Annotated in this window: 14 protein-coding genes and 4 pseudogenes; 17 read left to right on the top strand and 1 reads right to left on the bottom strand. The window is 36.3% G+C overall.

Features of this window, described 5'->3' with window-relative positions:
• Positions 1 to 152: 152 nt before the first annotated feature.
• The 10 genes from F909_RS04185 (at position 153) to F909_RS04230 (ending at position 10124) form a co-directional block, all read left to right on the top strand.
• A complete protein-coding gene (locus tag F909_RS04185) occupies positions 153 to 1784 on the top strand; it encodes a CTP synthase (RefSeq protein WP_005153312.1) in 1632 nt (543 codons plus the stop codon).
• Between the two features lie 33 nt (positions 1785 to 1817).
• Entirely contained in the window at positions 1818 to 2675 is an 858-nt protein-coding gene (gene kdsA / locus F909_RS04190; protein ID WP_005153309.1) for a 3-deoxy-8-phosphooctulonate synthase, read from the top strand.
• A 45-nt stretch (positions 2676 to 2720) separates the two neighbouring features.
• Entirely contained in the window at positions 2721 to 4010 is a 1290-nt protein-coding gene (gene eno / locus F909_RS04195; RefSeq protein WP_005153307.1) for a phosphopyruvate hydratase, read from the top strand.
• A 125-nt stretch (positions 4011 to 4135) separates the two neighbouring features.
• The gene (gene ftsB / locus F909_RS04200; protein ID WP_005153300.1) at positions 4136 to 4507 is read left to right on the top strand and encodes a cell division protein FtsB; all 372 of its coding nucleotides are present in this window, start codon (positions 4136 to 4138) and stop codon (positions 4505 to 4507) included.
• A complete protein-coding gene (ispD, locus tag F909_RS04205; protein WP_005153298.1) occupies positions 4491 to 5195 on the top strand; it encodes a 2-C-methyl-D-erythritol 4-phosphate cytidylyltransferase in 705 nt (234 codons plus the stop codon). The genes ftsB and ispD overlap by 17 nt, the downstream gene beginning before the upstream one ends.
• A 144-nt stretch (positions 5196 to 5339) precedes the next feature.
• Complete coding sequence (locus tag F909_RS04210; RefSeq protein WP_005153296.1) at positions 5340 to 5816, top strand: DUF6438 domain-containing protein; 477 nt, start codon at positions 5340 to 5342, stop codon at positions 5814 to 5816.
• Positions 5817 to 5950: 134 nt separating this feature from the next.
• Positions 5951 to 6370, top strand: a complete 420-nt coding sequence (locus F909_RS04215) for a YeeE/YedE family protein (RefSeq protein ID WP_005153293.1) — start codon at positions 5951 to 5953, stop codon at positions 6368 to 6370.
• A complete protein-coding gene (locus tag F909_RS04220) occupies positions 6367 to 6774 on the top strand; it encodes a DUF6691 family protein (protein ID WP_005153291.1) in 408 nt (135 codons plus the stop codon). Before F909_RS04215 ends, F909_RS04220 begins: the two co-directional genes overlap by 4 nt.
• Positions 6775 to 6787: 13 nt before the next feature.
• On the top strand, positions 6788 to 7657 hold the full coding sequence (locus F909_RS04225) for an MBL fold metallo-hydrolase (RefSeq protein WP_005153288.1): 870 nt from the start codon (positions 6788 to 6790) through the stop codon (positions 7655 to 7657).
• Between the two features lie 139 nt (positions 7658 to 7796).
• Complete coding sequence (locus F909_RS04230; RefSeq protein ID WP_005153286.1) at positions 7797 to 10124, top strand: TonB-dependent receptor; 2328 nt, start codon at positions 7797 to 7799, stop codon at positions 10122 to 10124.
• 81 nt (positions 10125 to 10205) lie between these two features.
• On the opposite strand, the gene F909_RS04235 is transcribed toward F909_RS04230, so the two are convergent.
• On the bottom strand, positions 10206 to 10691 hold the full coding sequence (locus F909_RS04235; RefSeq protein WP_005153280.1) for a DUF2867 domain-containing protein: 486 nt from the start codon (positions 10689 to 10691) through the stop codon (positions 10206 to 10208).
• A gap of 252 nt (positions 10692 to 10943) precedes the next feature.
• Here F909_RS04235 and F909_RS0120375 point away from each other — a divergent pair.
• From F909_RS0120375 to F909_RS20935, 7 genes and pseudogenes are all read left to right on the top strand, one after another.
• A pseudogene (locus F909_RS0120375) lies at positions 10944 to 11399 on the top strand (LLM class flavin-dependent oxidoreductase); the annotation flags it as partial.
• A 57-nt stretch (positions 11400 to 11456) separates the two neighbouring features.
• On the top strand, positions 11457 to 12254 hold the full coding sequence (locus F909_RS04240) for a class I SAM-dependent methyltransferase (protein ID WP_005153278.1): 798 nt from the start codon (positions 11457 to 11459) through the stop codon (positions 12252 to 12254).
• Positions 12255 to 13060: 806 nt separating this feature from the next.
• A complete protein-coding gene (locus tag F909_RS04245) occupies positions 13061 to 13822 on the top strand; it encodes a hypothetical protein (RefSeq protein ID WP_005153275.1) in 762 nt (253 codons plus the stop codon).
• Between the two features lie 139 nt (positions 13823 to 13961).
• Positions 13962 to 14306, top strand: a pseudogene (locus F909_RS21750) (hypothetical protein); the annotation flags it as partial.
• Between the two features lie 716 nt (positions 14307 to 15022).
• Complete coding sequence (locus tag F909_RS21620; RefSeq protein WP_081401920.1) at positions 15023 to 15217, top strand: hypothetical protein; 195 nt, start codon at positions 15023 to 15025, stop codon at positions 15215 to 15217.
• A gap of 8 nt (positions 15218 to 15225) precedes the next feature.
• Positions 15226 to 15536: pseudogene (locus F909_RS04255) on the top strand (putative metallopeptidase); the annotation flags it as partial.
• A 381-nt stretch (positions 15537 to 15917) separates the two neighbouring features.
• Positions 15918 to 16058, top strand: a pseudogene (locus F909_RS20935) (G:T/U mismatch-specific uracil/thymine DNA-glycosylase); the annotation flags it as partial.
• Position 16059 lies beyond the last annotated feature (1 nt).

Raw genomic sequence — 16059 nt, 5'->3', positions numbered from 1 at the left:
TCCCGTAAATTTTTATCGAAAATGCTGATAGAATAGCCAGTTGTTTATAGTTCTTTGAATTGATGCGGTTTGACTTTGCTTTATAGGGGCAGAGTACAGTAAAATTGCCCAACATTGTAGGCCGATTTCGGCTCGATTGTACGAGAAACTCAATGACCCAATTTATTTTTGTCACTGGTGGTGTGGTTTCATCACTAGGTAAAGGTATTTCTGCTGCTTCTGTTGCTGCACTTTTGGAAGCTCGTGGCTTAAAAGTCACTATGGTAAAAATGGATCCATACATTAATGTCGATCCAGGTACCATGAGCCCATTTCAGCACGGTGAAGTTTTCGTCACAGAGGATGGTGCTGAAACTGACTTAGATTTGGGATATTACGAACGTTTCTTACGTCGTGCGAAAATGACCAAACTGAATAACTTTACCAGTGGTCGTGTATATCAAGACGTTTTAAATAAAGAACGTCGTGGTGACTACTTAGGTGGTACGGTTCAAGTTATTCCACATATTACAGACAACATTAAAGAACGTGTACTTCGCGCAGGTGAAGGTTACGACGTTGCAATTGTTGAGATTGGCGGTACGGTTGGTGATATTGAATCACTTCCTTTTATGGAATCAGTACGTCAATTAATGGTTGAGCTTGGTCATAAACGTACCATGCTGATGCATTTGACCTTGTTGCCATATATCAAGTCTGCGGCTGAATTAAAAACCAAGCCAACGCAACACTCTGTGAAAGAGCTGCTTTCTATTGGTATTCAGCCAGATATCTTGATCTGCCGTACTGAATATGATGTCGATGTTGATACGAAACGTAAGATTGCCTTGTTTACAAACGTTGAAGCTCGTGCTGTTGTCGTCTGTAAAGATGCAAAAACGATTTATCAAATTCCACGTACGTTCTACGAACAAAATGTTGATGATTTAATTTGTGAACGTTTTGGTTACAACGATCTTCCAAAAGCAAATCTTGAAGATTGGGACAACGTTGTTGAAGCATTACTGAATCCTGAATACACAGTACGTGTGGCAATGGTTGGTAAATATGTAGAATTGCCAGATGCTTATAAATCTGTCAATGAAGCGCTTTTACATGCAGGTATCCAAAACCGTGTCAAAGTTCAGATTGATTATGTCAATGCTGAAGAGCTTGAACAGCAGGACATTAGCATTTTAAGTACGGCGGATGCGATTTTAGTTCCAGGTGGTTTTGGTGAACGCGGTACTGAAGGCAAAATGAAAGCCATTCAGTATGCACGTGAAAACAAAATTCCATTCCTTGGTATTTGTTTAGGCATGCAATTGGCTGTAATTGAATATGCACGTAACGTTGCAGCGATGCCAGAAGCAAGTTCAACTGAATTTAACCGTTCAACGAAATATCCACTCATTGGTTTAATCACTGAATGGTTAGATGAGCGTGGTGAATTACAGCAACGTAGTCTTGAGTCTGATTTGGGCGGCACAATGCGTTTAGGTGCGCAAAAGTCTGAGCTTGTTGAAGGTACGAAGACTCGTGAAGTTTATGGTAAAGCTGAAATCACAGAACGCCATCGCCATCGTTATGAAATGAACGATCGCTTTATTCCAGCGCTTGAAGAAGCGGGCATGAAAATTTCAGGCTATTCATCCGTACAACATTTAGTTGAAACTGTAGAAATTCCTGAACATCCTTGGTTTATTGCTGTACAATTCCACCCAGAATTTACAAGTTCACCACGTGATGGACACCCATTATTTGCTAGTTTTATCGGGGCTGCTAAAAATCAGCACCAAAAGTAAGTAATGAGTTCTAAATAAACTGGGAAAGTTTAAATGTCACAATTAAAACCACAAGAAGTTGTACGTTTAGGCGATATACAAATGGCAAATCATTTGCCATTTGTATTATTTGGCGGAATGAACGTATTAGAGTCAAAAGATTTGGCATTTGAAATTGCTGAAACTTATGTCGATATTTGCAAGCGCTTAGACATTCCTTATGTATTTAAGGCGAGCTTTGATAAAGCAAACCGTTCAAGTCTGAACTCATACCGTGGACCAGGTTTGGAAAAGGGTATTGAATGGCTTGCAGACATTAAAAAGCATTTTAATGTACCCATTATCACTGACGTTCATGAGCCTTACCAAGCAGCACCTGTTGCTGAAGTTGCCGACATTATCCAACTTCCTGCCTTTTTAAGTCGTCAGACCGATCTCGTTGAAGCAATGGCGAAAACTCAAGCCATTATCAATATCAAAAAAGCACAATTCTTAGCACCACATGAAATGCGTCATATTTTGCATAAGTGTTTGGAAGCTGGAAATGACAAACTCATTCTCTGTGAACGTGGTTCAGCATTTGGCTATAACAACTTAGTTGTTGATATGCTTGGCTTTGATACCATGAAAGAAATGAATGTGCCGGTATTCTTTGATGTGACACATGCATTACAAACGCCTGGCGGACGCGCTGATTCTGCTGGTGGTCGTCGTGCCCAAATCACGACTTTAGCGCGTGCAGGTATGGCAACAGGATTGGCTGGTTTATTCTTGGAAGCACATCCTGAGCCAGAAATCGCAAAATGTGATGGACCATGTGCATTGCGTTTATCTCAGCTTGAGCCATTCTTGGCGCAATTAAAAGAATTGGATACTTTAGTTAAAGGATTCAAAAAGTTAGACACCCACTGATGCAATAACTTGCATCTTGTTTTTCATTCAACAGAGGAATTGTTCATGAGCCAAATCGTTGACATCCGCGCACGTGAAATTTTGGACTCTCGTGGTAACCCAACCATCGAAGCAGACGTTATTTTAGAATCTGGGGTTGTTGGTCGTGCATGTGCACCATCTGGTGCTTCAACTGGTTCTCGTGAAGCTTTAGAACTTCGTGATGGCGATAAAGCACGTTATTTGGGTAAAGGTGTTAAAACTGCGGTTAATAACGTAAATACGATTATCCGTGACGCTTTAGTGGGCAAATCAGTATTTGAACAAAAAGACATCGATAATACGATGATCGAACTGGATGGTACTGAAAACAAAGAAAAATTAGGTGCTAACGCAACTTTAGCTGTTTCATTAGCTGCTGCTCGTGCTGCTGCAGATGAAAAGAAAATTCCTCTTTTCCAGTATATCGCAGATCTTCGTGGACAAACGATTTTGACTATGCCTGTACCAATGATGAATATCATCAATGGTGGTTCACATGCAGACAACAATGTTGATATTCAAGAGTTCATGATTGAGCCTGTAGGCTTTACATCATTTGCTGAAGCACTACGCGCAGGCGCTGAAATCTTCCATTCTCTAAAGTCAGTTTTAAACAAAAAAGGTTTAAATACTGCTGTGGGTGATGAAGGTGGTTTTGCACCAAACTTGCGTTCAAACGAAGAAGCAATCACTGTTATTCTTGAAGCAATTGGTCAAACTGGTTATAAGGCTGGTTCAGATATCATGCTCGCACTTGACTGTGCATCTTCAGAATTCTACAAAAATGGTCAATATGTCCTTGCTGGTGAAGGCAATAAAGCATTCACAAGCAACCAATTCTCTGACTATTTAGCTGGTCTAGTAAATCAATACCCAATTATTTCGATTGAAGATGGTCTAGATGAGTCTGACTGGGAAGGTTGGAGCTATTTAACATCAATCCTTGGTGACAAAATCCAATTGGTTGGCGACGATTTATTCGTAACCAATCCGAAGATTTTACAACGTGGTATTAATGAAAAAGTCGGTAACTCGATTCTGATCAAATACAACCAGATTGGTACATTGACTGAAACTCTAGATGCAATTTACCTTGCGAAAGCAAATGGTTATAGCACTGTAATCTCACACCGTTCAGGTGAAACTGAAGATTCAACAATTGCTGACTTGGCAGTAGGTACAGCAGCTGGTCAAATCAAGACGGGTTCACTATGCCGTTCTGACCGTGTAGCGAAATATAACCAATTGCTTCGTATTGAAGAATTAACGAACGCAGCTTACCGCGGTAAAGCTGAATTCAAAGGTCTAAACTAAGGTCAATTTATCTATGTTGAATACTTCTGATCATCTTTCTTTACAAAAGACAGAAACTCTGCAAATTCATAATCCTATAGAATTTGCAGATGATCTTCCTTTGAGAAGGATGTAGGGAATTTTTCATGCTAGATATGTTTCGATCGACCTCGAGTAAATTGATTCTGTTGCTTGTCATCTTTTTGGTGGCAAGCTTGCAGTACCAATTTTGGCTAGGTGAGGGTGGCTATTTCCCTCACCAAGCTTTGACTCAACAAATAACTCAACAAGCAGAAATTAATACTGAGCTCAAAGAGCGAAATCGTATTTTAGCCGCTGAAGTTTTTGATTTAAAAAGTGGCAGTGAAGCAATTGAAGAGCATGCTCGTTTAGATTTAGGTTTAGTCAAACCGAATGAAACTTTTGTGCAAATGAGTACCATCAGTACGCATTACAAACCTATCTATATCGATCCAAATGCAAAAGAAGATACCGCAACAAATGAAAACCCAGACTAAGCTGTGGGCGGTTGTGCCAGCAGCAGGTTCGGGCAGTCGTTTTTCAAAAACTGAATTAAAACAATATCAATATATTCAAAATCATACTGTACTTGAACATACGGTTAATCGCCTGAATAGTTTGGACTTATCAGGCTGTGTGCTTGCAATAGGTGAGCAAGATTGCTTTGCCCAAACGCTTTCTTTTCAGCATCAACATAAATTGCATTTTTGCACTGGTGGCGAAGAACGAGTGAATTCCGTTCTGAATGCCTTAATCTATTTATCAGACATTGCTGATGAAGATGATTGGATATTGGTTCATGACGCCGCACGACCATGCGTAGCTGAGGATTGCTTAAGACGGTTAGTTCAATCTGCTCAGGATTCTAATCAAAGTGCGATTTTAGCAATTCCTGTACGTGACACGCTTAAATACGTCACAAGCCAAAATCAGATTGAGAAAACGGTGGGTCGTGAATTTTTGTGGCAGGCGCAGACACCACAAATGGCCAAGCTTGGTATTCTTAAACGTGCAATCCAAACTGCATTGGCAGAACAAATTACGATTACTGATGAAGCAAGTGCTTTAGAACACGTGAATGAAGTTGTACAAGTGGTGCAAGGACGTTCAGATAATATCAAAATCACTTATACAGACGATTTAGAACTGGCTCGATTAATTCTCCAAGCGCAAACTCATTTTTAATGCATCAAATAAATATTCTTGACCTATTATTTAAAATAGCCTAAGTAAATTTAGTTGAAATTTATTGATTTTTACATCAATCTAAATGACAAAATTTCTACTATTTGTTAAATTTGAATAACATACTTTATAATGGATCAACAAATGAAAAAATTATTACTTGCTGGCCTTTTCACTTTTTCTTTCGTTGGCTGCGCTACAACACCTCAACAATCTCAAGACACTGTACAAGAAAGCATTCGCTATTCGACCAGTCCTTGTTTTGGTACATGTCCGATCTATTCTGTTGAGGTTACACCTGAAGGAGATGTTCACTTTGATGGAAAACAATATACTAAAGTAACAGGCACTCAGGATTTAAAAGTTGATCCTTCGGTCTATAAGAAGTTACAACAAGAATTGAAGACTTACCGTCCTGCAACAGGTGCAAACGTAAAAACGACAGGTTGTGCAGAAACAGCGAGTGATCATCAAAGTGCTTATTTTGCCTGGAAGCGTCCAGATGGTACAGTCACTAAATTAAGCCATTACACGGGTTGTATTTCGCCAGCAAATGCTGAGTTGAATAAAGTAATCGAAAAATTACCTAAATTGATTGGTATTGAAGATCTAGTACGTTAAGTTCACTTTACAACTTTAAGAGAGGCTTAATTATCAATGGTAATTAAGCCTTTTTTAGCTGTCGATCAATTTGCTCTTTAGTTAATATTTAAAATAATATATTATAAAAACATATATTGAATTGAGAGAGGACGATGATCAGCATTATCTTAGCGTTGATTGGTGGTGCACTGATTGGCTTCGCAGTCGTAGGCTACTTATATGTCCATGGACGAATTGCAGGTGTAAGTGGACTAATCGCACAACTATTACAGCCAAAAACATTTTTTAGTAGTTCTGCATGCTGGTTTTTATTGGGGCTCATTCTTACCCCATTTATTTATCACATTTTTGCGCAGCCAGAAATCATCATGACGTCATCCCCATTGGTTTTAATCATAGCTGGCTTACTTGTTGGTTTTGGAACTCGTCTAGGTTCAGGGTGTACCAGTGGACATGGTATTTGCGGGATTAGTCGATTATCAATCCGTTCAATTCTTGCCACTATGACGTTTATGTTTGCGGGTTTTATAACAGTGTATGTAATACGTCATCTTGTAGGAGCTGTACTGTGAAAAATCTACTCGCTTTTTTGTTTGGCAGCATATTTGCACTAGGCTTACTTGTCTCAGGCATGTCAAATCCAGAAAAGGTGTTAAGTTTTCTTGATATTTTCGGGGATTGGGATATCAGTTTGATGTTTGTCATGATTGGTGCGATTGCGGTTGCATTTATCCCATTTCAGCGAGCATTGCGTCATCAAAAAACGTTATTTGGTGAAACGATCTCATTACCAACAAACAATAAAATTGATCGGAAGTTAATCATTGGTGCGGTATTATTTGGGATTGGTTGGGGGATTGCAGGGATTTGCCCCGCACCTGCACTTACATTGATTGGACTTGGTAATTTTGAGATTTTGTATTTTATCGGAGCAATGTTACTTGGTATGTTGATCCATCGCCTTTGGGCCAAGTAGTAGGAGTGAGTCAATGCAATATCCAGTACTAAAAGCCTTCTTCGACGAAAACAGCAATACGTTTAGCTATGTCGTACATGATCCTGAAACAAAGCATTGTGCCATTATTGATAGTGTCCTTGACTATGATGCAGCTTCAGCTTCAACATCAACACAGCAAGCAGATGAGATTATTACCTACATTGAATCCGAGGCATTGACTGTTGAATGGATTTTGGAGACACATGTTCACGCCGATCATTTAACGGCTTCACAATATTTAAAGTCGAAGCTTGGTGGAACAATTGCCATGAGCGAGAAGATCGCAATTGTTCAAGACACTTTTAGTGCGATTTATCATATTGATATTAAATATTTTAATACACATCAAGTGTTCGATTATCTATTTCAGGACAATGAAAATTTTAGCATTGGAAATTTGAAGGCATATAACATACCGACACCAGGGCATACGCCAGCTTGCTTAAGCTATGTCATCGGTGATGCAGTTTTTATTGGTGATACTCTATTTATGCCAGACTATGGCACGGCGCGTTGTGATTTTCCTAAAGGTAGTGCGAATACTTTATTTGAGTCTGTTCAAAAATTGTATGAATTACCTGAGCAAACGCGTGTTTTTTTATGCCATGACTACAAACCAGAAGGCAGAGATGAATATATTTATCAGACCGATATCGGTTCGCAAAAGCGAAATAATATCCATTTAAATGCAAAAACACAAAAGCAAGACTTTGTTCAGATGCGTCAAGATCGTGATAAAACTTTGTCTATGCCCAAACTGATACTTCCCGCAATCCAAATCAACATGAATGCTGGGCATTTTCCTGAACCAGAATCGAATGGAGTCCGCTACTTAAAGCTGCCTCTGAATTACTTTAATTAATCATAAAAAATTGAATCGCTCAAAAGAATTTGAGCGATAACCTTTTCACGCATATTAAGAATGAAAAATGAAGCTTAGGTTTTATTTGAACACTCAATTGTTATGTTATAACATAACAATTGAAAATAAGGAGTTCAATGTGCGTTACAAAGCCTTGGCATTCGCCATTCTATTTATCAATCATCAAGCATCTGCAAATGAGCAGGATAGTCCTGTTATTTTGCCAAACATTACTTTAAAAGCAGAAACTGATCTTTCAATCGGAAACAATATCGTTGTAGAGAATCGAAAGGCAGAAAATCAAACTTTAGGAGATGCACTTAAGCATGTATCAGGGGTGCAAAGTAGTGCTTTTGGTCCAAACTCTGGCGCACCCGTCATCCGCAGTCTAAGTGGCAATCGCGTACAAATTCTTGAGGATGGACTTTCAGCTTATGGAATGAATGCGGTCAGTGGCAATATTAATATTCCATTCGATCCATTATTTAACCAATCTATTCATGTGAATAAATCTTCTGATAGTGTGCGATACGGCGGAAACGCAATTGGTGGCAGTGTAAATATTGAGAACAACCTGATCAGCAAAGAGATGCCAAAGAAAGATCATAATTTAGAGTTGGCTGTACGAAAAGGCTGGAATAATGCAGATGCTCATGGATTTAAACTGAATCTGAACAATCAAAGTAATTTTTCAACCAACTTCTTATTTTCTAAACAGGATATTTCGTCTTATAAGATTCCTGGGCAGAGCAAAGCCGAACTGTGTAATAGTGCTGTTTTTCCAGCTACTGGGGGAGTAAATTCAGCATTGGCAGATGCATGTCAAAAGGATACCCGTATCCAGAAGATTTATAACACTGCTTCACAAAAATATATTGATCAATTCATGACTGAAAATCCGGATTGGGCGGATGGGAAGTTTTCATTTTATACAGATAAACCTACATCCGTTTGGAGTGGTAAAACGTATACCAATCCTGTTAATCCCGAGTATGTTCCTGATACGGCTAAGTTTAAAGAAAACAGAATTAATAATGATGTAACGCCAAACTATAATCGGAAATTGGGGAATAGCTATTTAGAAAATCAGCACTATGCGATCGGAACGACCTATTTTTTGGATAATGGTTATATTGGTTTGAGCGCAGATTCAAAGAAAAATGCCTATGGTGTCCCTGGTTTTTCTTTAGAAAATAAGTCATTTCAATCGTCCTATGATGGTCTGCCTGTCGGGATAAAGACAGATCAACGAAAATATACATTAGATAGTCAATTTAATTTTGATATGCCATTTTTGAAGGGAATCGATTTCAAAGCGAATCAGGTGATCAATCGCTCTGGTGAATACTTAGCTGCACAACTTGCAAACGATTACCACTTTGACACTAAACAAGCAGAATTATTATTGAGACATCAAGCTTTGTCATATTTAAATGGTCTGCTAGGTGCTAGTCTAAGTCATCGAACAGTCGAAGGACAGGGCAAGTTACGTTACCTTCCTGATGTAAAAACAAAAACTCAAGCAATCTTTATCCAAGAAAAAATTGACCTGAATCGTGTATCTTTCGATGCGGGCTACCGTCAAGAACGTTTGGATCATCAGATTAAAGCCAGTGATTTTAAGAGTTCCCGTAATTCCAGCAATTCAACACTAAAAGATGCCAGTTTTGATCTCGATAGCTACAGCGTGGGCTCTTATTTCAAAATAAATGACTATCTGGGCATGAAGCTTAGATATTCTGTATCGGAGCATGCACCAGAGCTCAATGAACTTTATGCGAGTGGCAACCATTATTCGATTATGATTAATGAGCAAGGAAATCAGAAGTTAGAACCTGAAAAATCCAAAAATACAGAGCTTACAGGTTTATTTGGCTATAAAGATTTCAATCTTGAAGCCACTGTATATAAGGTAAAATTTGAAAACTATCTTTACTTGACTCATTCTGGAATACAAACTGCGAATCGGCTACCTCTGAAATACTGGACTCAAACAGATACTGAGATTACAGGTTTTGAAATTGATCTTAAACAGAAACTGAATGTTCAACAGTTTGGCATTTTTACGCTTGGCGCATTTGCTGATTTTGTAAAAAATAAAAACTTAAGTCCAAATCAATATAGCTTATTTAATGATGGCAATTATTTACCAAACATGCCAACAAGCCGTTATGGAGCAAGCGTAGACTGGAGTAAAGGAGATTGGTCGGCACGTCTTTCAAGCATTTATTATGATAAGCCAAAATATCTAGGGAAGAATGTATCGGAAGAAGTACCTTTACCTGCTTTTAATATGCTTGATATGCAAATTAGTAAGCATCTTAAGTTAAATAATTCTGATATTGACGTTTTCTTGAATGGCTCAAATCTGCTGAATGAGGAAGCGAGACCGCATAATTCCCCTTTGAAATATATAGCACCTTTGCCAGGGCGTGGTTTTCAACTTGGGATTAATATGAAAATATAGATTTTTCTCATCGGCACTTTCGAGTGTATTCACTAAAAGCGATATTGAATATTCGCTTTTGGTGATAATTCACTCTACCGATTAATTTAAATTTTTTAATGAGTTTCTGACAATCAAACCATGAACTAAAGAGACCGGTAGCATATAAATCTTTCCAAAAAAATTATAAGTCACCACACTGGTTGTAACGGTGAGCTTATTTTGGATGTCATCATGTTCATGAATCTGTAAGGCTACTAATACCCGTAGATGCTTATCTGTTGATTGTAAAAATAATTCTGTCTTTGTGATTTTGACTACATCAAAAAAATCTAGTTTTTCATTAACTTGAACAGTTTGTGCCTTGATAGAGTCAAAGCCCTGAATTGGTTGTACACCTGCTAATTTAAAGCTCCAAAAATCTCTGATTTTAAAGGCAATGCGTAGCCAAAATGGTGGATTACTTGTCATCAAGTGATAGGCTTGAAGAGCATTCAGTTGTTTATTGATATATCGATAATCTTTATGCAGGAAATTTAATGCTTCAAGTGGGGCAACCAAAGGAGTGATGTCGTTTTGATTTTGCATCCCAATTCCTTTATTTTATATTTACATGAAAATTACTTTAATTTATAGATTGATTATTGAAGTGATGTCAATGACTTATACTTATTTTTTATTTATAGAAACATTAAGCATATTTCATAAAATTAATTAGCTATATATTAAAAAATATCCTCTAATTGATGAGTGAAATGTGTAAGTTCTATAAAGATCAACTTTACTTAATAAATAAATTTTAATCCTACTTCTTAACTACCCGTATGAAAAAGAAAAATCATACTTCAACATAACTTCAAGTTATCTGAATCTTCTAAACTTGGTATTTTGGCTTCAAATTGTTCAGGAGGGTGCTTAACACCATCAATATTGTATGATGGCTGGGATGCTAGTTGGGATAAAAACCTAGAATTAGCGCACATAGCAGGAGTTGAATTCCTGCTATCTAGTGCAGGTTTTATTGGCCATGGTGGTGAAAAATATTTTCACGGTACAGTTTTAGAAACAGTGACGTGGATATCGATATTATTAACCAAAACTAAAAAATATTTAGATCTTCGTTACTTTGCTGAATCATCCACAATCGTAGTCGCAAAAAAATCACAACCATGGCACAAGTCAGTGATAATCATATGGGGATTAAATATTGTCGCAGAGTGGAATAAACCTGAGTATGATGCAAGGGTCCCACAATTGCCTGATGACCATGAAACAAGATATGGCTATGCACACAAGTGATACGAATTAATCAAAAACCAAAGCACTGAATATTTTTGAAATTAAGGATAAAAAATGAGTGACTATATAAGTATCAATAAGAATGCGTGGAATTTAAAAACAAATGCGCATATCAATAGTGAGTTTTATGACAATATTTCCTTTTTAAAAGGAAGAAACACTCTAAACCCAATAGAATTAGGTATTTTAGGGGATATTTCAGGCAAATCCATACTACACTTACAATGTCATTTTGGACAAGATTCAATATCTTTGGCTCAACTTGGAGCAAATGTTACAGCTATAGATTTTTCAGAAGAAGCTATTAAAAAAGCAAAAGAGTTTAATGATGAACTAGGTTTAAATGTAGATTTTATTTGTTCCAATATTTATGAACTACCCAGTATTTTAGACAAACAATACGATTACATATTTACCAGTTACGGGGTCATAGGATGGCTAGAAAATTTAGATTTATGGGCTAATATAATATCCAATTTTTTAAAAATTGGAGGTAAATTTTTGATTGTTGAATTTCACCCAGTAATATGGATGTTTGATGATGAAAGTAAAAATATAACATATAGCTACTTCAAAAATGACCCTATAAATGAAACATGTACTGGCTCATATGCTAATAAATCTGCAGAAATAAAGTATCAAGAAATTACTTGGAATCATAGCCTGAGTGAAATATTTACAAGCTTAATCAATCATGGAGTAAATATTCTTGAATTCAAAGAATATGATTACTCATCATATAATTGTTTTAATAATATGGTTGAAGATGATGGAAAATACAGGATTGGACATTTTGGTAAAAATTTACCATTGATGTTTTCGATATTGGGGGAGAGAAAACAAAATATTTAAATTGATTAAATATCAGGGGAAGGAATTAAAAATAGATGATCTAATAAAGGTTCCAAGATTATAGTCATTAAGTTTGGATTTATCAGTAACTTATGAAGAGGTACCTGAGCATCTAGATGAAGTTACTTATAAGTGTGAAATTTTTGAATGTAATAGCGTAAAACTGCTTTTTCTAGTGGACACTTCGTTGGAGTAGTATGAAGAGTTTGAAAAAAGTAGACGATTACTTTGAAGAATAATTAAATTATCTGCCACCCTCAGGTGGTATTTTTATTGAAATACAAATAAGTAAAGACTCACTTGTAGGCGGGTCTTTGGGGTGGCGTCCTTCGTTCTTTCGTTTACCCACTGGTGGGTTACAGGTTGTGGAACAGGTTAGCTGAGCTATTAAACCCAACAACAGGAACCCTGTGAAGTAATAATACAATCATCGGGAAGTCCTTGCTCCTGCACTTTAATTTTAATTAAAGAAAAACTTAAAAGTAATTTCATTTTTAACAGTAAATTATTATTTAGGAATATAAAATAAAATATATAAATAATATTAACTATTAGTTGTGTTAATTTATATGATTAGAAAACTTAATTTCATATTGGATGGGATATTAATTTTAAATTTTAATGGGATTAATAAAACGATGATAAAAAATTGAAAGTGAGAATTACCAATCATTAAAGTTGATAAAATAGGTCGTAGTTGTGTATTGAGATACAATTAATGATTTGAAATTTATCTTCTAATAAGTAATTTTATATAAGTCAAAAATGACAAATAAAACTACTAAAAATTATTGAGGATAATAAAAATGGCAGCAATAACTAAAGCAATTATTGGGGAGGATATCTCAGGACAGTTAAAGGAGGAATGTAGTGCACATTTGGATTCTTTAATGGCTCTTGCAGATGCCAAAGCTGAGTATTTTGCAGAAAAAATAAAAACTGATTTATTAGGTGCGGGGGTAGGTACTGATAAAACATTCCCTATATCAACAATACAATCCTTCATTTATCAGACCAAAGCATATACATCAGATGATGCTAAAAATATTAGTAATGTCATCAATGAATCTATTAATGGGTTTATAGATGGGAACAATAAATCAGCAGTAAACACACTAGTGTCAGGGTTTGTAAACATTTTATTCGGATCTTCAGTTGGGGCTGAGCAAAAAATTCTTAGATACTGTGCGATTTTAGAAGGTGTTTCAATGATTCGACTAGATTTTGCTGGCTGGTCTCGTTCAGTAAGTGCATCAGCAATAAAATCAAAATGCGATAAGGTTAGTGCTTTTGTACTTTATAGATCCATAGTAGATATGAGCAAGGTAACTTTGAATGACTTTATTTCAGTTTATCAAGATACGGTAAGGGCAGAAAATAAAGATATCGATGCAGCAGGTGTGATAAAGAAATGCCAAGAATTGTATTATGTTTTTAACCCATCTAAAAAACCTGTATTGGGTGCTTTGGCTGATTCTGAAACACTCTCCATTAAAGAAGTAGAATTTTTGCCTACAATTGGATATGAAAGCTTTGATGTATTTACTAAAAACGTGACTTCGCTTTAATTCCCAATAATTTAATAAATAAAAGAGAAAATCTATGCCAAATAAAGCATATCTTATTGTTTATGATGGTACGAATATCCTCATAGGACAAGGCGGAAAGTCGGGTTATAAGAAAGTGTAACGTCAGGGCTATCACCTACCTGGTGGTTCATATGAAACTGATCCTATTAGAGCAGCCATTCGGGAACTGAAAGAAGAAACAGGTATTGATTTAGACGAATCTCAGATAGAGGAGGAGGCAATTCAAATTAGTGATGCTGGTTTTACAATCAATTTTTATATAGCTAATGTTGATAGTGTTGAAACACTTGTTGATAAATTTGAAAGACCCGATGTAACTAATCCCTACGATGAGCCATTTGAAAGTTTATTGAGCTTGAGATCGAAAGATTCATGGGAAAACGAAAATTTCAGTGAAGAGTTCAATACAGATTGGTTTAAGTTAGGATTGACTGCAGCAAAAGAGAGAATTGATCCTCAATAAATAATGGACCTCCTTTGGGAGGTTTTATTTTATGCCTCTTGGTCTGTTGTCTAACTCTATTTAATAACAAAAAATGATAATCAATTCATAAAATGTAAAATTATGTAATTAATAAGCCGATAATTTTTTATCCAACGTGCGAAAAATACAATGGTAAAGGGATATTGTATATTTTACGTAATTAATTAAATTATAAGTACAAAAATCATAATCTTGGGGAAGAAAATGAATTACAAAATCGGGGTTGTTTTGTTTTATCTATTAAACTTATTTTCTGCAACGCTCTTGGTTGTTGGTGGTGAGTTTAGAGATCTAATTTTATTCTTTATTGGAGTTTGCCTTCTAGCTTCTGCTTTCTTAATTAAATATGAATTCAAGTTAGATGTGTTTTTTTGGGAGAAGGTTAAATAATTTCAAATCTTTAAAGAGGCTGCACTAAATGTGCAGCTTTTTTATGCTTTGCTACAGGTGGAGATTTTTAAGTTTAAAATTAACAGCTGTAAACATTTAGTAATAAATGTGCTTTTATCGTGATAAAGCAAGCAATTCATTTGATGGTTCGAAGTGAATTTAGTATTTTTTACTAACTCGTTGTACTATTCTCAGATTGTACTGCGATTGGTTTGATTGGCCATGCCGAAAAAGAGGTTAAACCAGAAAGCCCATCATTCATTTGATGGGCTTTTTAATTGGTCAAAATTCGTTAGAATATGGGCATGAAAAGAACGCGTATTACACCCGAACTTATTGCTTCAAGCTGGACTACAGAGCAAGACTGTTTCCTGATTGAGAATAGTGCTTTATCAATTGAAGAACTAATATTGCATCTTCCTTTCTCAGAAGAAGAGATACGTGTACGTAAATCTGTACTTGGGCTTGTACGGAGACAAAGACAGATGACTAGAATGTAACTCCAAGATTAAGATTTGCGCGGGCTTCACAAGTCTGTACCATTAAAAGCAAATGGTGTTAGGCCAGTGTGAAAAGGTGATGTTTAACGTTGGTGGATGGCGTAAGGCCCGACAAGAACAACAGATGCAGGATTGGTTCGGTTATGTTCCTATTTACTTCATCACTATTGATGCCAGTTTTTGTGAGCAAACCTTAGATCGAGACTTTTGTGCATTGATCGAACACGAGCTTTATCACATTGATGTGGGGCGTGACCCTGAAGATGGCGAGCCAATCTACACTGATATGACTGAGCTACCAAAGCATTTTCTTGATGGCCAAGGTCTATAACGTACCTGAGTCAGTATTCAAGGAACTCACACGGCTTTTTCAGATTACTGAAAGCATGATTCAAGATTCCATGACTTTCAGTAAAGAGCAGGAAGATTCCTATAAAAGCTTAGATGAAGGGAAGGATTCTTAACCTGATGACTTCTACTGAAACCGCTTATTTAAGCGGTTTTTTATGTTTTGAAAGCAGGTTTTCACTCAATCTATTGCTGTCAGAAAGGCAAAATTAAAGCCCAAAGAAAAAAATGATATTGCGAATATTTTGTTAAGGCGAAATTTTCACCAACAAAAGGCCCAAGCAAAAAACCGTAAAATTCTATAAAATAAACGAAACTTTTCGCTCAATTAAAAATTTGGCTCTTTATATAAATGACTGATATAGAAATAGAAACACATCCATTACAACCATTTTTACCTGCTACCGCGAAGCTGTTGATGCTCGGTAGTTTTCCGCCGCCACAAAGTCGATGGAAGATGGATTTTTACTATCCGAATTATCAAAATGTAATGA

This window comes from Acinetobacter sp. ANC 3929 (assembly GCF_000369405.1).
In the GTDB taxonomy this organism is placed as follows: Bacteria; Pseudomonadota; Gammaproteobacteria; order Pseudomonadales; family Moraxellaceae; genus Acinetobacter.
This window is presented reverse-complemented; position numbering and strand designations above follow the sequence as displayed.